16 protein-coding genes are annotated in these 17,609 nt (G+C 67.6%); 6 read left to right on the top strand and 10 right to left on the bottom strand.

Going from position 1 to position 17,609, the window contains the following annotated elements; genetic code table 11:
- Positions 1-2: 2 nt before the first annotated feature.
- The 6 genes from F6W70_RS10940 to F6W70_RS10915 all read right to left on the bottom strand — a co-directional run bounded on the left by F6W70_RS10940 (position 3) and on the right by F6W70_RS10915 (position 6,113).
- Positions 3-392, bottom strand: coding sequence for an ArsR/SmtB family transcription factor (locus F6W70_RS10940; protein WP_151486723.1), 390 nt, complete (start codon positions 390-392; stop codon positions 3-5).
- Between the two features lie 82 nt (positions 393-474).
- A complete protein-coding gene (locus F6W70_RS10935) occupies positions 475-1,413 on the bottom strand; it encodes a carbohydrate kinase family protein (RefSeq protein ID WP_151486722.1) in 939 nt (312 codons plus the stop codon).
- A complete protein-coding gene (locus F6W70_RS10930; RefSeq protein WP_318278870.1) occupies positions 1,407-2,918 on the bottom strand; it encodes a glycoside hydrolase family 32 protein in 1,512 nt (503 codons plus the stop codon). The genes F6W70_RS10935 and F6W70_RS10930 overlap by 7 nt, the downstream gene beginning before the upstream one ends.
- 36 nt (positions 2,919-2,954) lie before the next feature.
- On the bottom strand, positions 2,955-3,788 hold the full coding sequence (locus tag F6W70_RS10925) for a carbohydrate ABC transporter permease (protein ID WP_055876214.1): 834 nt from the start codon (positions 3,786-3,788) through the stop codon (positions 2,955-2,957).
- 7 nt (positions 3,789-3,795) lie between these two features.
- Positions 3,796-4,731, bottom strand: a complete 936-nt coding sequence (locus F6W70_RS10920) for a carbohydrate ABC transporter permease (protein WP_318278869.1) — start codon at positions 4,729-4,731, stop codon at positions 3,796-3,798.
- Positions 4,731-6,113 carry an extracellular solute-binding protein gene (locus F6W70_RS10915; RefSeq protein ID WP_151486721.1) on the bottom strand — a complete coding sequence of 461 codons (1,383 nt, stop codon included), beginning with the start codon at positions 6,111-6,113 and terminating at the stop codon, positions 4,731-4,733. The genes F6W70_RS10920 and F6W70_RS10915 overlap by 1 nt, the downstream gene beginning before the upstream one ends.
- A 195-nt stretch (positions 6,114-6,308) precedes the next feature.
- Here F6W70_RS10915 and F6W70_RS10910 point away from each other — a divergent pair, with 195 nt between their 5' ends.
- Together F6W70_RS10910 and F6W70_RS10905 are read left to right on the top strand one after the other, a co-directional pair.
- Entirely contained in the window at positions 6,309-7,334 is a 1,026-nt protein-coding gene (locus F6W70_RS10910; RefSeq protein WP_151486720.1) for a LacI family DNA-binding transcriptional regulator, read from the top strand.
- Between the two features lie 130 nt (positions 7,335-7,464).
- Positions 7,465-8,217 (top strand): SDR family NAD(P)-dependent oxidoreductase, encoded by a 753-nt coding sequence (locus F6W70_RS10905; protein ID WP_055869213.1) that lies wholly within the window; start codon positions 7,465-7,467, stop codon positions 8,215-8,217.
- 3 nt (positions 8,218-8,220) lie between these two features.
- On the opposite strand, the gene F6W70_RS10900 is transcribed toward F6W70_RS10905, so the two are convergent.
- Positions 8,221-8,373, bottom strand: a complete 153-nt coding sequence (locus tag F6W70_RS10900) for a hypothetical protein (RefSeq protein WP_318278868.1) — start codon at positions 8,371-8,373, stop codon at positions 8,221-8,223.
- Between the two features lie 381 nt (positions 8,374-8,754).
- On the opposite strand from F6W70_RS10900, the gene F6W70_RS10895 reads away from it, so the two are divergent.
- Positions 8,755-10,299: an SDR family oxidoreductase gene (locus F6W70_RS10895; RefSeq protein WP_151486719.1), complete on the top strand. Its 1,545-nt coding sequence runs from the start codon at positions 8,755-8,757 to the stop codon at positions 10,297-10,299.
- 3 nt (positions 10,300-10,302) lie between these two features.
- Here the strand turns inward: F6W70_RS10895 and F6W70_RS10890 are convergent, their stop codons facing one another.
- The 3 genes from F6W70_RS10890 to F6W70_RS10880 form a co-directional block, all read right to left on the bottom strand.
- Positions 10,303-12,303, bottom strand: coding sequence for a BCCT family transporter (locus F6W70_RS10890; protein WP_151486718.1), 2,001 nt, complete (start codon positions 12,301-12,303; stop codon positions 10,303-10,305).
- 135 nt (positions 12,304-12,438) lie between these two features.
- A complete protein-coding gene (locus F6W70_RS10885) occupies positions 12,439-14,154 on the bottom strand; it encodes an ABC1 kinase family protein (RefSeq protein WP_151486717.1) in 1,716 nt (571 codons plus the stop codon).
- A gap of 48 nt (positions 14,155-14,202) precedes the next feature.
- A complete protein-coding gene (locus tag F6W70_RS10880; protein ID WP_127481584.1) occupies positions 14,203-14,838 on the bottom strand; it encodes a PadR family transcriptional regulator in 636 nt (211 codons plus the stop codon).
- Between the two features lie 225 nt (positions 14,839-15,063).
- Between F6W70_RS10880 and F6W70_RS10875 the strand changes: the two genes are divergently transcribed.
- From F6W70_RS10875 to F6W70_RS10865, 3 genes are all read left to right on the top strand, one after another.
- Complete coding sequence (locus F6W70_RS10875) at positions 15,064-16,719, top strand: glycosyltransferase family 2 protein (protein WP_170287900.1); 1,656 nt, start codon at positions 15,064-15,066, stop codon at positions 16,717-16,719.
- A gap of 114 nt (positions 16,720-16,833) precedes the next feature.
- Positions 16,834-17,322 (top strand): DUF2975 domain-containing protein, encoded by a 489-nt coding sequence (locus F6W70_RS10870; protein ID WP_055869207.1) that lies wholly within the window; start codon positions 16,834-16,836, stop codon positions 17,320-17,322.
- The gene (locus F6W70_RS10865) at positions 17,322-17,549 is read left to right on the top strand and encodes a helix-turn-helix domain-containing protein (RefSeq protein WP_151486715.1); all 228 of its coding nucleotides are present in this window, start codon (positions 17,322-17,324) and stop codon (positions 17,547-17,549) included. Before F6W70_RS10870 ends, F6W70_RS10865 begins: the two co-directional genes overlap by 1 nt.
- The last annotated feature ends 60 nt before the right edge of the window (positions 17,550-17,609 follow it).

Genomic DNA, 17,609 nt, shown 5'->3' with positions numbered 1-17,609 from the left:
GTTCAGTCTCCTTGCTCGTTCTTGTAGTTGTCGCTGGTGTCGGATGAGCCGGACCGAGGCGTCTCGGCCAGCAGGTCGTCGAGTCGGGCGATGCGCGACCGCCACAACTCTTCGTATCGGGCGAGGAGCGCCTTGGCGCGGGCGATCATCTCGGGGTTCGCGCGGACGAGCCGCTCGCGTCCCTCGGCGCGCTTGACGATGAGGTTCGCGGCCTCGAGCACGGCGACGTGCTTCTGCACCGCGGCGAACGACATCTCGTATTCTGCGGCGAGGGTCGAGACCGACTGCTCGCGCTCGATCGTCCGGCGCAGGATGTCGCGCCGGGTCGACGCGGCCAGTGCGTGGAAGACACGGTCGACCTCCGCTTCGCTCAGTTCTCTTTGTGCAACCATTTGGTTGTACGTTATGCCTGAGCGGATCGGGTGTCAAGCGGTTTCTGCGACACCGACGCTGCCGTCACCGCGCGAGACCGCGTCAGGACACCGAACTGTGCGCCAACTCGCCCAGGTGCGGCGGGGCAGCGCCGGTGCGAGACACCGCGACGGCCGCACTGGCGAGCGCAGTGTCGACGACTCGCTCGAGCGCCCTCAGGAGATCGGCGTCGGGGGCGAAGACCTCGGCGGTGAGCGCCGAAACGAGGCCCCCAGAGACGAGTCCGTAAACGAGGCCGGACATGAAGGCGTCACCGGCACCGATCGTGTCGACCACGCTCACCGGGACCGCCTGCCTCGTCACCGGCCGCCCACCACCCGCGATCGCCAGGGTGCACCCGATCCCGCCCCTCGTGACAACGGCCATCCTGGCACCCCGAGCGAGCAGGTGCGCGAGCACATCATCGACAGCGCGACCGGGGTAGAGCCAGTCGGCATCCTCGTCGCTGAGCTTCACGACGTGCGATGCGGCCATGATCGTTTCGACGCGCGCCACGGCTGCAGCTCGCGGTCGGAGAAGCGCCGGCCGGATGTTCGGGTCGTACGTGCGCAGAGTGCGGCTCGAGACCGTTCGGAGCATCGCGCGGACGGCGGTCGCCCCGGGTTCGAGCGACGCACCGATCGACCCGACGTGGATGACGTCGGCCTCCGCCGCCTCGGCGATCGCGGTCGACTCGGACAAGGTCCATTCGATGTCGAAGTCGTAGACGGCCGCGCCGTCCGTGCCGATCACGGCGGTGGCACGAGAGGTGCACTCCCCGACCCTGAGACTCGCCGCGGTCAGAGCGACGCCCTCACGGACGAGATGCTCGCCAAGCATCCGACCGTACTCGTCGTCTCCGATCCGGGTGAGAAATCTCGTATCGATCCCCAGCCTGGCGAGGCCGATGGCCACGTTCATGGGCGATCCGCCCGGGTGGGGCACGCCGTCGACGACATCGACGAGAGCTTCACCGACGACGAGGCAGCGGGTGGTCAGCATCCCCGCTCCGCGACATCGGCGCGCGCCCCGTGCAGCGTTCCTCCGATGGCTGCCACGGTGTACGTGCGCGGCGACGCGACGGGGACCAGCGCGGTGAGCACCCTCTCGCCGTTCTGGGCGAACAGCTCGATGGACGACACCCGCTCGTTCAGATCGTCGATCCAGAGGTCCCATCCGACCTCGCGTGGCCGGTCGAGACGCATCGACGGAGACCTGTGAAAGCCCAACGGCATCCTCTCGCCGGAGCGGACGAGTTCGATGCGTCCGCTCGTACGGTCCTGACGGATCACGACCCGACCGTCATCCGATGCCGACTCGATGTGCAGCTCGACGCTCTGCGCATCGCCGAACGTCGCGGTGAAGCCGACCCGCGCGGCTCCGGCGACCCCTTCGGCGAGCACGACGCTGCCGGTCACACCGGCGAGGTCGATGCTCTCGCCGGGATCGAGGTCGACCGCCGGGTGCTGCCGCAGGCGTTCGGCCCCCACTTCGTCGCGCGTGAGCGAGAGCCGGCGAGGTAGCGTCATCGCACTGCGGTGTTCGTCGGAGTCCCCACCCGGTATGCGACCGGCATACTCCCAGTTGTCCATCCAGGCGATGAGCGTCCGCTCGTCGCGAGCCAGGCCGTCGAACGTGACACCGGCGTAGCAATCGGGTCCGAAATCGATCCAGCCATAGCGTTCGAGCTCGTCGCGGGACTGACTGCCGTCTCTCAGCAGCTCACGCGGCGGAGCGGGGTGGGGAACGGAGGCGCGGAATGTCGTACCGTCGAAATCGCCCACCACGTAGTGCGTCCCCGAACCGCCTGCGATACCGCCGGGGTTGAGGCTGATCAACAGCACCCAGCGCACATCGTCGTCATCACCGTCGACCGCGAGCGGAAACATGTCAGGACACTCCCACACACCGCCGACTGGGCCCGCGGGACCGTACGACGAGAGGAAGGTCCAGGTCGTGAGGTCGTCGGAGCGGTGGAACAGCACCTGGCGGTCTTCGGCCTCGACCGCGACCATCACCCAGTACCCGTCCCCTCCGTCGTCGTACCGGAACACCTTCGGATCGCGGAAGTCGCTCGTGCCGCGGTCGAGCACCGGATTACCGTCGTACTTCGTCCAGACGTACCCGCCGTCCGTGCTGTGTGCGATAGCCTGCGCCTGGCGTCCAGGCGCAGCTGCCGTGTAGAGCGCCACCAACGCCGGATCCTGGTCGGTGCCGAAGCCGGAGGTGTTGCCGTGATCGACCACGACGGAGCCGGAGTAGATCTGCGCCGTGTCGTCCCACAGGATCGCAGGGTCGTGCTCGGTCCATCGCAGGAGATCGGCGCTCGTCGCATGTCCCCAGCTGAGGTTGGCGTGTTCGACACCCTGCGGGTTGTACTGGAAGTACAGGTGGTACAGGCCGTCGTGGAAGACGAGACCGTTCGGATCGTTCATCCAGTTGTTGCGCGGAGCGAAGTGCATGCGCGGGCTCGTGGTGCGGACCGGGGGAAGGTCAGTAGGGGTCACCGGGGCAGTCGTCTTTCTACTTGATGGGGGCGTGCGTCACTTGCCGACGCCCGCTGTGAGTCCTTCGCGCAGCGGCTTCTGCCCGAAGAAGAACACCAGGAGCGCAGGGATCATCGAGAGGATCACGCCGGCGAGCACCGTCGAGATGCTGCCGGTGCCGAGGTTGCCCTGCAGCGTCACGAGTCCCAGTGGCAGGGTGAAGTTCTGATCGCTGATGGTCATGATGAGCGGTCGGAAGAACTCGTTCCAGTGATAGTTGAAGGCGAGGATGCCGACGATCGCGAGAGCCGGCGTCGCCAGCGGCAGGTACACGCCGAAGAACGTGCGCCAGGGGCCGGCGCCGTCGAGCTGAGCGGCTTCACCCAGTTCGGTCGGGATCCCCATGAAGTACTGCCGCATCAGGAACGTGCCGAATGCGGTGGGCAGGGCGGGCACGATGAGTGCCAGCAGGGTGTCGGCGAGACCCATGCCCCTCACCAGCATGAACACGGGCACGATCGTGACCTGCAGCGGGACCATCATGGTCGCGAGAATCAGGGCGAACAGGATCTTCTTGCTGCGGAACTCGAACTTGGCGAAGACGTAGCCCGCCATCGCGGCAGAGAGCATCTGCCCCGCTGCGACGAGCATCACCACGAGCGCGCTGTTCCAGGCATACAGCCAGAGCGGGATCTTGGTGAAGACGTCGGCGAACGCACCGAATCCGACCGTGACCTCTTGTGTGACGCTGTCGGTGGGCGAGAGCGCCGTGACGAGGGTCCACACGACGGGCCCGAGAGTGAGGAAGGCCGCCAACCCGAGGATGACGAACTTGCCACCCGTGCCGAGGCTGTGTGCCCACGAGCGCTTCGTGATGATTGTCGTAGTCATGATGGCCTCACCCGTAGAAGACGAATCGGCGGCTCAGCCGGAACTGGATGGCCGTGACGAGCATGATGAGAAGCGTCAGCACGATTCCGATGGCGGAGGCGCCACCGAAGTCGAGCTCCCGGAAGGCGGACTCGTAGATCACCATCACGGCGGTTCGGGTCTCATCGCCGGGCCCGCCGCGGGTGAGCACCCACGGCTGATCGAAGATCTGCAGCGCGTTGATGATGGCCATGACCGATGCGACCAGCAGGGTCGGGCTCACCAGGGGCAGTGTGATCATACGGAACTGCGTCCACCCGGCCGCGCCGTCGAGCGACGACGCCTCGTAGACCTCGCTCGGGATCGCGGCGAGCCCTCCGATGAAGAGCAGGAACGTGAAGCCGAAGTTCTGCCACACGTAGACCAGCAGCACCACGACCTTCGCCCCGAAGCCGGTCGTCAGCCACCCGACGTCGGCGATGCCGAGCAGGTTGAGCGTCTGGTTCACGAGCCCGAACTCCTGATTGAACAGATAGGCCATGATCAGGGAGACAGATGCGGCCGACAGGATCAGCGGGAAGAACAGCGACGACCGGAAGAAGGTGCGCAACCACGTCGGCATCTTCGATTGCACGAGGATGGCGAGCACCAATGCGACCGTGAGCTGCAGGATGACCGCCACGATGACGAAGCCGATGGTGTTCAGGAACGACACGCGCACCGTCGGGTTCATCGCGAGGTCGACGAAGTTGTCGACTCCGACGAACACCGGATCGGAGATGATGTCCCAGCGGAAGAACGCCAGGACGAACGATCCGACGATCGGTACGAGGTTGAACAGCCCGAGGCCGATCAGGGTGGGTGCCAGGAAGATCCACACGATCGCTCGCCCGGATCGAGCTGCGGTGCCGGTCTCGCCGCGTGCTCCCGGCGGGACGGTGAGGGTGCGAGTGCTCTCCGACATCATCGTCCTCCCAGCGCGATCTCGAGATCTCGCTGCATCGTCTCAAGGCCCCGGCGTACGCCGGAAGGACCGTTGGTGATGGTCGACACCACGTTCTTGAGCAGGGCCGACTCGACTGCGGCCTGCTGCGGCGGGGCCGGCATCGGGCCGGTGTCGGGGAACTTGTCGAGGGTGTCGTAGAAGACTTCCCAGTGGGCAGGTCCCACCCCCGCGCCGTACAGCTCGGCGTTGAGCGAGCGGCGGGGCAGAGAAGAGTCGGGTCGCGGGTGGGCGATCTTCATCCCCTCCACCGAGACGCAGTACTTGAGCCACTCCCAGGCCTCGTCCTTGCGCGGCGAGGTCTCCATGATCGCGTAGCCGCCCGCACCGAACTGATGCCGCTGTCCCGACATCCGCGGGAAGTAGGTGACGTCATACGCGTCGTTCGCGACGCCGGCCTCTTCGAGGCCGCGCACCCAGAATCCTCCTGCGGGTGTCATCCCGACCGAGCCGGTGGAGAACAGCGAGACCAGCTCGTTTCCACCGCCCTGCGCGGGGTTCGCCGCAAGACCCTCCGAGACCATGCGCTCCAGCACGGAGAAGCTCTCGACGGCATGCTCGTTCAGAGCGTCGGCCTGCTTCCACACGTAGCCTCCGCTGCGGGACGGCTGGTCGGGGTAGAAGCGATCCCAGAACCAGTCACCTCCGCCTGCCTTCTCTTCGCGCAGGAAGCTCGTGTTGTTGACGTAGAGCCACGGCACGACACCACCCCAGAGCCGGTTGTTCCAGAAGTACGGGAGGAACTGCTCGGGAGCGCTCTTCTTCATCGAGCGGGCCGTGGTGAGGAACTCCTCCAGAGTCCAGTTGTCGGCGGGGCGTTCGAGCCCCGCGCGCTCCATGGCCTGGGTGCTGTAGAAGACGTTCGCCGCGTTGAAGTTGTCGGGCATCTGAAACAGGCTGCCCTGGTACATGAACGCCTCGATGAGCGTCGGATTCACGTCGTCGAAGTACTCCTGCATCTCGGCCGCGTCCCTGCGCACGAAGTCATCGAGCGGGTGCGCGAGGCGCGAAGCGAAGAGCTGCGAGCCCTCGGTCGCGACCGTGACGACATCCGGGGGCGTGCCCGCCGCGATCATCGTGAGGATCTTCGCGAAGTACTCGCTCCAGTCCTGACCCTGGATGGCGACGATGCGCACCTCGATGCCGGGATGCTTGCGCTGGAATCCGTCGATCAGCGACTGACGCGCCACCGCGTCCTGCGCCGTGCCGAAGAGGGCGACCGTCAGAGTGTCGGTGCCGCGACCCGGGATGTCGGATCCGGTGAGCCGCGGCCACGAGACCACGGTGCCGACGATGCCCAGTCCGATCGCCCCGAACAGCGCCCTGCGAGTGAGATCAACCACGATGTTCTCTCCTGTTTTCGTGACTCCGCAGGCGGGAAGCTGTATCCGCACGGAGATGCTGAATTGATTCAGCACGCCGACATTAGCATCGCGGACCGGGGGCTGCAAGCAGTTTGCTAAATCAATTCAACGCTTGTGGTTCCGCGGGAGCGCCCGCACTGCCTAAGCTGGAGATGTCACGACAGGAGGAAGCCGGTGCCGAAGAACGTCGATCGCAGGCCGACGCTCGCCGATGTCGCCGCGCTCTCGGGCATGTCGAAGACCGCCGTCAGCATGATCCTGAACGATCGGCCGGGTTCGCGCCTCTCCGCCGATGCCGCACGAAGGGTCCGCGCCGCCGCCGAGGAGCTCGGATACCGACCCAATCCCGCAGCTCAGAGCCTGCGGCTCGGCAAGACCAAGACGCTCGGCTTCATCTCCGACCAGATCACGGTGACCCGCTACGCATCCGAGATGATCCGCGGCCTCCTCTCCGCAGCCAAGGAGCACGACTACACCGTTCTGATCGCCGAGACCGAGGGCGATGACGCGAAGATCGCGGATGAGATCCAGGCGATGATCGATCGGCGCGTCGACGGCATCCTGATCGGGTTGCTCGGCGCCCGCATGATCGATGTGCCGCAGACGCCGCACGACGTACCTGTCGTGATCGTGAACGGCACCTCGACGACGGAACATGCCTCGGTGCTCCCCGACGAACGCACCGCCGGGCACGCGATGGCGAAGCTGCTCACCGACGCCGGACACCGACGGATCGGCGTCATCGGCAACAACCCCCGCGCAGTCTCGTCACCGCGCCACTCGGTCACCATCGGCCCCCGATTCGACGGGATCCACGCCGCCTTCGCCGAGGCAGGCATAGAACCGGTCGTCGTCGACGTGTCCGACTGGAACCCCGACGTCGGCTACACGCAGACGATGCGGATGCTCGATGCCCACCCCGATCTCACCGCGATCCTGGCCGGAAACGACGGCGTGGCATTCGGGGCGTATCAGGCGATCGCAGAGCGCGGACTCACGGTGCCGCACGACATCTCGGTCGCGTCGTTCGACGACGAAGAGCTGGCGAGCTTCCAACGACCGGGGCTCACGACCGCGCGCCTGCCCTACGACGTGATCGGGCGCACCGCGGTCGAGATGCTGCTCGGCGACCGCCCTCTGAGCGCGATGCTGATCCCCATGCCCGTCATCGTCCGCGCCTCCATCCGCCACCTGAGCTGACGCACGAGGCGCCGACGTGCGGCATCCATTCACGTGAATCCACCCCGCGTTTCGGGCGTAGGCTGGAGAGAAGGACGGACCGTCCGAGAAGATCTCCCGGCACCGTGCCCGCCCGGAAGTGGAGTCACTCGTGGCTCAGTACGACGTCTCGAACCGCTCGGCGATCGTGACGGGAGCAGGAAGCGGAATCGGTCGCTCGACCGCCCTCCTGCTGGCGAAGAACGGCGCATCGGTCGTGGTCAACGACCTGAATGCGGATCACGCGAATGCGGTCGTCGAGGAGATCCGCGCGGCCGGCGGCACGGCCGAGGCTTCGGTCGGCGACGCGACGGATGCGGCGTGGATCGCGTCTTCCATCGAACTCGCGAACTCGCTCGCACCCCTGCGCATCGGTGTCAACAACGCCGGCATCGGCGGTGCCACCGCTCCGACGGCCGAGTACGAGGACGAGGCCTGGGACAAGGTCATCGCGATCAACCTCAACGCGGTCTTCCGCAACATGAAGGCGCAGATCCCGTCGATCCTCGCGAACGGCGGCGGCTCGGTCGTGAACATCGCCTCGATCCTCGGCAGCGTCGGCTTCGCCGGCTCTCCTGCCTACGTCACGGCCAAGCACGGCGTGGTCGGGATGACCAAGTCGGCGGCGCTCGAGTACTCCGCCAAGGGCGTGCGCGTGAACTCGGTGGGCCCCGGCTTCATCGACACCCCGCTGCTGGCGAACATGGGCGACGAGGCGAAGGAGTTCCTCGTGAGCAAGCACCCGATCGGCCGCCTGGGGCAGGCAGACGAGGTCGCGAACCTCATCGCCTTCCTCGCGAGCGACGCGGCGAGCTTCATCACCGGCAGCTACCACCTGGTCGACGGCGGATACACCGCCCTCTGAGACCTACAGCCCCTCCGCGATTGCCTGGCGAGATACCGGAAGGCGCCCGGCGAGGGCGGATGCCGAAGCATCCCCCTCGCCGAGAGCCGTCAGGATGCTCCAGCGTGTCTCGTCCGCGAGTGCCACGAACATGGGCAGCAGGGCTTCTGAGATCACGCTTCGCCTTCCGCCAGACGCGTACCGGAATCACGTCGTGGTCCGGGAACGTCATCGTGCCGGTCGCACCGACACCGAGGCCGTCGAGCACGGTGCGCCGATCCCCTCGAGTCGCACCACTTGTCGGAGGAAATGACGGATGCAGGAGGAATCGCCGTGCGGGCTCCCTGCATGCGTGCATCCTTCCGACATCTGAACCGTCCGCGTCGGACCGCACGCCCGACGCCTTCCGTCCCCCGCCCTCCCGTCCGACGCCGCCCGTCCGCCCGTCCGCCCCTCCGCCCCTCCGCCCCGCGCCACACCTCACCGCATCCCTTACCGATCGCCGTCACACCCCGCAACCCCGTTCCTCTCGGCGCCCTCCCGGCCTACGCTCGTGGCATGCCCGAACTCACCCAGCCCACCGGCCGCGAAGAGACTCTGCGCGCCGTCCCCCGCGACGACGGATCCGCACCGCTCGCGCTCGTGCTCGGCGCGACCGGATACATCGGCGGTCGGCTGACGCCGCGCCTGCTGAACGCGGGGTACCGGGTGCGGGTGCTGGCACGGGATGCCGCGCGTGCGGCGTCGTTCCCCTGGGGGGCGGACTGCGAGATCGTCGAGGGCTCGGCAGACGATGCGGATGCCGTCGCCGAAGCCATGGACGACGTCGATGTCGTGTACTACCTGATCCACTCGATGTCGGCGGGCAAGGGCTTCGAGGAGAGCGATGAGCGTGCGGCGCAGACCGTCGCCGCCGCCGCGGCCCACGCGGGCGTGCATCGCATCGTCTACCTCGGTGGCCTGCATCCGAACGACGCGAAGCTCTCGCCGCACCTGCGCTCGCGTGTGCATGTGGGTGAGATCTTCCTGCGGTCGGGCGTGCCGACCCTCGTGCTGCAGGCCGGAGTCGTGATCGGATCGGGGTCGGCGTCGTTCGAGATGATCCGCCACCTCACCGACGTGCTGCCCTACATGCCGGCGCCGAAATGGGTGCGCAATCGCATCCAGCCGATCGCCGTGCGCGATGTGCTGCACTACCTGCTCGGGGCGGCGCGAGTCGACGCCGATGTGAACCGCGCCGTCGACATCGGGGGCCCCGACGTGCTGCGTTACGGCCAGATGATGAACGGCTATGCGGTCGAGGCGGGACTCCGCCAGCGCGCGATCGCCGCCCTCCCGGTGCTGACGCCCGGGCTCGCCTCGCACTGGGTCAACCTGGTGACCCCGGTGCCGCGCTCGATCGCGCGCCCTCTCGTGGCGTCGCTGCAGAACGAGTGCATCATGAAGGACCACGAGGTCGACGAGCTCATCCCCCGCCCCGAGAACGGCCTGACACCCTACCGACGCGCTGTGGACCTCGCGCTCGGTCGGGTGCGCGGCGACACCATCGAGACCAGCTGGCAGGATTCCGAGGTCTCCGGAGCGCCCAGCGACCCGCTGCCGAGCGACCCGGAGTGGGCCGGACGCACGGTGTTCACCGACTCCCGCTCCGTGACCACCAGCGCCTCACCCGACGAGCTGTGGCGCGTGATCCTCGGCATCGGCGGGGAGAACGGCTGGTACTCCTCGCCGCTGCTCTGGGCGGTGCGCGGGTGGATGGACCGCATCGTCGGCGGTGTCGGACTCCGCCGCGGCCGCCGCAATCGCACGGCCGCGCGCGTCGGCGATGCGATCGACTTCTGGCGCGTCGAGGCCGTGGAGACGGCGGATGCCGGTTCGCTGCTGCGCCTGCGCGCCGAGATGAAGGTCCCAGGCGAGGCATGGCTCGAACTGCGCGCCCTTCCCGACGAAGAAGGCGCCCGCTACGAGCAGCGCGCGATCTTCTTCCCCCGCGGGCTGACCGGACGGCTGTACTGGCTCGCCGTGCTCCCGTTCCACGGGGCGATCTTCGCCGGCATGGCCGCGCGCATCACCGCCACCGCGGAAGCGGCGAAGGCGAAGTAGCGCTCAGTCGGCGCGAGGACGCTCCGGAGCATCTGCCGCATCCGGTGCGACGGGGCCGTCCTCCAGAGCCGCATCGACCACCGCATCCACGTCGGCCGGCGGGATGATGTCGATCGCCTCGGTCGCCGCTTCGTACACCTCGGCGAGCGAGTCGTCGACGGTCGACTCGTCGATCCAGTCGAGGTCGTCCTCGGAGTGGTCGTACTCGACCGCCACGAGAGCGAAGTCGTCGCCGTACTCCTCGAGCCCTGCCATGACGCTGTGCCGCACCGCGGCCTTGGCGTAGCGCTCGCGAAGGATCAGCGGATCACGCCGCAGGTCCTTCATGAAGGCGACCATCATGAACGCCATGATGATCGCGAACGGCAGCGCGGCGATGATGGTCACGTTCTGCAGAGACTTCAGACCGCTCCCCTCCTCGCCGGTGACGAGCAGCACGGCGGCGATCACACCCACGAGCGATCCCCAAACGATCGTCACCCAGCGGGTCGGCTCGGGTCGCCCCTGCTGCGACAGGGTGCCCATCACGAGGGACGACGAATCCGCACCGGTGATGAAGAAGATCGAGATGAGCAGGATGAGCAGCACGCTCGTGATCAGCGGGAACGGCAGGTTCTCCAGCACACCGAAGAGCACTTCCTCCGGGGGGTCCACCGTGAGCCCCGCTCCATCCATCTGCTGCTGGATGGCTGTCGAGCCGAAGATCGCGAACCAGACGAGGGAGATGGCCGAGGGGACGAGGATCACGACCGACACGAACTGACGGAGCGTGCGTCCGCGTGAGATCTTCGCGATGAACATGCCCACGAACGGAGACCACGAGATCCACCAGGCCCAGTAGAAGATGGTCCAGCTCGACAGGAAGGCCTGAGCTTCCTCACCCTGTGATGCCGAGCGTGCGATCATCTGCGGCAGATCGCCGACGAACTGCACCGCGATGGAGGGGATGATGTTCAGGATGAGCATCGTCGGACCGACGAAGAACACGAAGAAGGCGAGCACGAGCGCCATCACCGCATTGATGTTCGACAGCGCACGGATGCCCTTGGAGACTCCCGACACCGCCGACGCGATGAAGCACGCTGTGAGCAACGCGATGACGGCGATCAGCACACCGTTTCCGAGCTCGCCGATCCCACTGACCAGCTCGACGCCGTGCCCGATCTGCAGAGCACCGAGACCGAGCGAGGCGGCGGTACCGAACAGCGTGACGATGATCGCGAACACGTCGATCGTGCGACCGAGGGGTCCGGCCGTGCGCCCCTCGCCGAGCAACGGCGCGAAGATCGAGGAGATGAGCGGGGTGCGACCGCGGCGGAACGCCCCATACGCGATGGCGCCGCCGACCAGGGCATAGAACGCCCATGCCTGCGGACCCCAGTGGTACAGCACCTGCGCCTGGGCCGTGTGCATGGCCTCGAGGGTGTTCGCCTCGACGGTGCCGGGCGGCGGGCTCTCGAAGAACGTCAGCGGCTCAGCCGCGCCCCAGAAGACGAGTCCGATGCCCATGCCCGCGGCGAAGAGCATCGAGATCCAGGAGAACATCGAGAACTCGGGCTCTTCGTCGTCGCGGCCGAGGGGGATGCGACCGTATCGGCTGAAGCCGACGAAGAGCATGAACACCAACACGATCGTGGCGATGGTGGTGAAGAAGAAACCGAAGTACTCCACGACCCAGCCGAGAACCGCAGAGGTGGTGCCGGAGAGGTTGTCGCCGGCGAAGATGCCCCAGGCGATGAAGGAGACGACGAGGGTGACCGCGACTCCGAACACGAGCGGGTCGGTGCGGTAGGTGCGTCCGGTCTCCTCGACCGAGACGCCGGGCACGAGGGCCGGGTGCACACTGCGCGGGGGGACGGCGGCGATGTCGCGGACGATCTTCCGCGCCGTCGCGGTGGCCTTGGTCGGGAGGCGGTTCGCGCCTGTGCCGACGGCATCCGTGCGAGGACGCGGAGGTGTGTGTCCTGCGGAGCGATCGTCGGGCTTCTCGTCAGGGGTCTCCATGGCATCCCATCCTGTCATGCGAGCCGTGGGCCCGCGAAAGCGGAGGACCGGGACCATCGGCCCGATCCGCCGCGTATCGGGGAACGGCGCGGCGACCCGATGCCGTGTGGTGCGGGTTTCCCGGGCGCGCCGCGGTCAGCGCGGGCCGCGGCGGCCGAACCCTGCGAACAGGGCGTGCAGCAGCGGAAGCGCCGAGACGCAGATCAGCGTGATGCCCAAGGGCGCGATCGACGGGACCAGCAGCGCACCGCCGATGAGCAGGGCCGCGAAGAGCACTCCCGAGGCGATGCGACGAGCGATGCCTTCGAGGCGATCGAGGCGACGTTCCAGACGCGATGTGTCGAAGGAGATGTTGCCGTCGTCGATGCGGGTGATGATCCTGTCGATGCGACCGGGCAGGCTCCAGGTCGTGCTCATCGTGTCCATCGCCTGACTCGCGAAGGCCTGCACGATGTTGCCGCTCTCGTCGCGCAGCAGGCGCCCGGCGTAGGGCTCGGCCGCGTCCCACACGTTGAAGGCCGGGTCGAGCCCGCTGCACATGCCCGAGGTGAGCGACACGGCACGGATGAGCAGCAGCATATTCTCGGGCAGCTGGAGCGGGAGAGAGCGCACCATGTCGCCGAACTCCTCGGCGAAGTCGCGGAACTCGCGCGGATCGACCTTGCTCAGCTCGGCGAAGCCCATGCCGCCGAAGCGGGCGAACAACGCCGTCAGCGCACGTTCGAGCTCGGCGGTGTCGGCGGAGGGCAGCAGCACGCCGATCTCCTGCGCCGCCGCGACGAGGCCGCGGCTGTCGCGCCCGGCGACGGCGATCAGGAGCATGCGCAGCCCGTCGCGAAGACTCGCAGGGATCTCGGCCATCATCCCGAAGTCGATGAAGGTGAGCCGGAAGCCCCGATCAGAGCCCTGCTCGACCGCGCCCTCCGCAGAGGGCGATGGCGTGACGAAGATGTTGCCGGGGTGGGGGTCGGCGTGCACGAAGCTGTGCGTGAAGACCTGATCGAACATGACCTCGGCGAACACGGCGGCGACGTCGGACGGATCGATGCCGGCCGCGCGAAGAGCGTCGGTGTCGTTGATCTTGATGGCCGTGACGTCCGACAGCGTCAGCACCCGACGCGTCGAGCGCTCCCACACGATCTCGGGGGTGCCGACGCGAGGGTCGCCGGCGAAGTTCTCGCGGAACCGTTCGGCGCTGGCAGCCTCATGAAGGTAGTCGATCTCTTCCAGACTGGTCTCGGCGAACTCCTCCACGAGCGCCGGGGCGTCGACGCGGTCGGCGACCAGGCGCACACGGGTCAGCCACCGCGCGACGCGTCGAAGCGCCGCCAGGTCGACAGCGACGATCTCATCGATGCCCGGACGCTGCACCTTCACCACGACGCCGTCGAGGCCGGTGTCGGCGGCGTCGAGCTCCGAGAGACGGGCACGGTGCACCTGACCGAGGGACGCCGCAGCCACCGGCGTCTCGTCGAACCAGGCATACGCCTGCGCGAGCGGTCGGCCCAGCTCCGCCTCGGCAGCGCGGCGGATGTCGGCGAAGGGCACGGCAGGCACCTCGTCCTGCAGCCCCTCCAGCTCGGCGGTGATCTCCGGAGGCAGCACGTCCAGGCGCGACGACATGAACTGCCCGACCTTGATCATGAGACCGCCGAGCTCGATCGCGAGCGCGTGGAAGCGCCGTGCGAACTTCTGCATGCGCGGTCCACGCGTGCGCTCCGCGACAGCACTCATCCCGAACCGCGGGAGGACGAGCTCGAACCACCAGATCTTGACGAGTTCTCGCGCCGCGAACGAGAGGATGCGGCGGTAGCGGGCACGATGGGCGCCCTGCGCCGCGGCATCCTTCATCGCGTCATCCTCTTTTCGCCGCTCCTCACCGGATGCCGCACTGCGCGATCAGTCCTGGGCGAGGATCGAGTACAGCCTACGGCGCGCCTCGTCGAGGATCTCGATGGTCGCCTGCACCTGCTCCGGGCTTCCGCTACGACCGACCTGGGCGGCCGCGGCGGCGAGGTCTACGCCCGCCTTGGGCAGCGCGTGGAAGCGGGCGCTGTCGCGGTTCCCGTCCTTGCTGGACGACGACTCCCACGGAGCCGGGGTCTCGGAGCTCTCGTCGGCGATCGCTCGCCCTGCTTCGGTGAGCGAGTAGGTCTTGCGACCGTTCTGCTCCTCGGCCTCGATGAGTCCTTCATCGGCGAGCAGCTGCAGCGTCGGGTACACGGAGCCGGCGCTCGGCTTCCAGGTGCCGCCGCTGCGCTCGGCGATCTCGTTGATGATCTGGTAGCCGTGCATGGGCTTCTCGGCGAGGAGCGAGAGCACGGCCGTGCGGACGTCGCCGCGGGCCATACGCGAGCCTCCGGAAGGGCGGGACTCGAAGGACTTGCGGAGCTGGTCCATCGCCTCGAAGATCGCGGAGGCCGGACCACCGGGGCCCGCTCCGAAGCCGGAGCCGCCGAAGAGTCCGCCGGGCCCGCCGTTGCTCCCGGAGCCGCCGTTGCCGCCGAACGGGTTGGAGGGGAATGCGTTGTTCATGATGGCCTCCTGCTGTGGTGAACGATACTCAACGATATATCGTTCATGCTGTGTGTGGGGTGGGAGTCTCCGAGCCCGGAGTGCACACGCCCGGGCGTCGCGCAAGCCCGGTGACGCACACAGGAAGTCGTGGTTAGCTCGGTGACTTGTCGACTTGGGGGAGTGAGACGTTTGTCACAGAGTGATCGACCGGAGAACAGCACCAGCACTGGAGACGCCATCCGCGTGAGCGTGGTCGTCCCGGTGTTCCGACCCGGACCCTCGTTCGACGACCTCATCGCTTCGCTCGATCGCCAGACCTTGGGCACCTCGGCCTTCGAGGTGCTCCTGTGCGACGACGGCTCCGGCGAGCCGACCGGCGCACGCCTGGCGGCCATCGCCCGCGATCGCCCCCACGTGCGCGTGCTCTCGCTGGAGCACTCCGGTTGGCCGGGCATGCCCCGCAACCACGGAGTCGATGCCGCCCGCGGAACCTACGTGCAGTTCGTCGACCAGGACGACTACCTGTTCGACGGTGCGCTCGAGAAACTGTGCGACTACGCCGACCTGAACTCGTCCGACGTGATCGTGGGCAAGGAGGTCGGCATCGGTCGTCGCCTCCCGAGCCGGATCTTCAGCCACGACGTCCCTCGCGCGGTGCTCGGGACCGATCCCCTGCTGGAGATGCTCACACCGCACAAGATGTTCCGCACCTCGTTCCTCCGGGCCAACGGCATCCGTTTCCCCGAGGGCAAGGTGCGACTCGAGGATCATCTGTTCGTGATGCAGGCCTACTTCGCCGCATCGACGATCTCGATCCTGGCGAGCGAGCCCTGCTACGCCTGGGTGAAGGAGCCCGGCAGCGCGAGCTCGTCGCGCATCGACCCCGACACGTACTTCCCCCACCTGGAGACGGTGCTCGATCTCGTCGAGGCGCACACCGAACCCGGGAAGCTGCGTGACCGCCTGCTGCGGCACTGGTTCCGCGGGAAGATCCTGAAACGGCTCTCCGGACGACAGATGGTCCGGTATCCCGACGACTACCGCGACCGCCTCCTCGACGTCGTGACCCCGTTGGTGCAGGAGAAGTTCGGCCCGGGAGTCGATGCCGGCCTCGGCTTCCCCCACCGGATCCGCGCGGCCCTGCTCCGTGCCGGCCGTCGCGATGACCTGCTCGGCCTTGCGCGGTTCGAGGCCGAGACCGTGTGCCGGGCCGTCGTGACCGAAGCGCACTGGTCTCGTGGCGGCGGCCTTCACCTGACCCTCCGCGTGACCCTCACGAGAGACGGCCACGACGCCTTCGTCTTCGAGACGTCGCGCTCCGAGGTGACGTCCTCGGCGCCCACCGACGACGGCGGCTCAGATTCCGCACACCAGGACGCCGCGGCGAAGAGCGTCGGTGCGGCGGATGCCGGATCCACGCCCACGCGCTCGAAGAAGATCACCCGGCTCGTCTCCCTCCCCGTCTCCACGATCGAGGGTCTTCCGGACAACTTGCTGGTCGTCGGCCGCGAACTGCGCAACGACCGGGTCGACCTGTTCCTGCGAGATGGAGAGACCGGCGCCGAACGTCACATCGGCGGCCGGCACCCCCGCAATCTCGACGCCGCCCGCGTCGCGATCGATCCGTTGAAGGTGTTCGGCCCGAGCGACGAGTCGCGCGGAGGCGCGCTGACCGTGAAGGTCCGCCGCGCGGGGTGGACGTTCGAGACCCCACTCGAGGCCACCCCCGCCGTGCTCGCCCGCGCCGGGCGGTCACCTCTGCTCGCCGGACGCTCATGCGCTCTCGTGGCGACGGATGACGGCCGCGTCGAGCTCCGCCGCGAATGGCCGGGTGGACGTGTGAAGGACTTCGCCGGACGAACCGCCCGCAGACTCCGCGCGCTCCTGCGGAAGCACTGAGACCCCTCCGAGGTCTCCGTTCGCGGGGTCTCGACCGTCGCTCCGCGTGATCCGACTTGCCAGATCGAACGAATATCGATAGATTTCCCATGTTCTTCGATGAAAGGTCACTCCATGGGAAAACTGACGATCCTCGTGCTGCGCATCGTGATCGCTGTGGCGATGCTCGGCTCCGTGGCGGTACAGGCCCTGATCGTCCCTCTGCTGTGGCTCGACCTCGGCGAGAACGAGCTGTGGGGCCGGATCTTCCTGGTCTCCCTCGTCGTCCTGGGTGTCGGCACACTCCAGGTCTTCGGCGTGTGCGTGTGGATGCTGCTGACCAGGGTGCGCGCCGGCTCGATCTTCTCGGAGTCCTCCTTCCGGTACGTCGACGTGATCATCGGAGCGATCCTGACGGCTGCGCTGCTCACCTGGATCCTGGCGGCCCTGCTCGCACAGGGTTCGATCGCTCCCGGTGTCGTGGCGCTGATCGGGGGCGCAGGAGTGGTGCTCGCCGGAATGGCGCTGCTGGTCGTCGTGATGAAGGCGCTGCTGCGGCAGGCGATCGACCGCGAGGCAGAGGCGCGCTCGTGGCGCTCAGAGCTCGACAACGAGGTGATCTGATGCCCGTCGTGGTCGATATCGATGTGATGATGGCGCGACGGAAGATGAGCGTCGGCGAACTCGCCGACAGGATCGGCATCACCCCGACCAACCTCGCCGTCTTGAAGAATGGTCGCGCGAAGGCCGTGCGGTTCACGACGCTCGACGCGCTGTGCGCCGTGCTCGAATGCCAGCCGGGCGACCTGTTGCGCTGGGAGCCCGATGGGAGCGCGGGCCGCGCAGACTGACATCACAGCGACGGCGCTCCAGCAGCCGTCAGCCGTCAGCCGTCAGCCGTCGACCGCGAT

The organism is Microbacterium maritypicum (assembly GCF_008868125.1).
GTDB classification, from domain to species: Bacteria; Actinomycetota; Actinomycetes; order Actinomycetales; family Microbacteriaceae; genus Microbacterium; species Microbacterium maritypicum.
The sequence above is the reverse complement of the archived record's forward strand: the minus strand, read 5'-3'. Positions and strand labels throughout refer to the sequence as shown.

Bases quoted from the DNA above. Each gene is read 5' to 3' on its own strand.
- F6W70_RS10865 (WP_151486715.1), top strand. From the start codon at position 17,322: ATGCCCGTCGTGGTCGATATCGATGTGATGATGGCGCGACGGAAGATG.
- F6W70_RS10925 (WP_055876214.1), bottom strand. From the start codon at position 3,788: ATGACTACGACAATCATCACGAAGCGCTCGTGGGCACACAGCCTCGGC.
- F6W70_RS10935 (WP_151486722.1), bottom strand. From the start codon at position 1,413: ATGCTGACCACCCGCTGCCTCGTCGTCGGTGAAGCTCTCGTCGATGTC.
- F6W70_RS10870 (WP_055869207.1), top strand. From the start codon at position 16,834: ATGGGAAAACTGACGATCCTCGTGCTGCGCATCGTGATCGCTGTGGCG.
- F6W70_RS10890 (WP_151486718.1), bottom strand. From the start codon at position 12,303: ATGGAGACCCCTGACGAGAAGCCCGACGATCGCTCCGCAGGACACACA.
- F6W70_RS10880 (WP_127481584.1), bottom strand. From the start codon at position 14,838: ATGAACAACGCATTCCCCTCCAACCCGTTCGGCGGCAACGGCGGCTCC.
- F6W70_RS10895 (WP_151486719.1), top strand. From the start codon at position 8,755: ATGCCCGAACTCACCCAGCCCACCGGCCGCGAAGAGACTCTGCGCGCC.
- F6W70_RS10940 (WP_151486723.1), bottom strand. From the start codon at position 392: ATGGTTGCACAAAGAGAACTGAGCGAAGCGGAGGTCGACCGTGTCTTC.
- F6W70_RS10920 (WP_318278869.1), bottom strand. From the start codon at position 4,731: ATGTCGGAGAGCACTCGCACCCTCACCGTCCCGCCGGGAGCACGCGGC.
- F6W70_RS10885 (WP_151486717.1), bottom strand. From the start codon at position 14,154: ATGAAGGATGCCGCGGCGCAGGGCGCCCATCGTGCCCGCTACCGCCGC.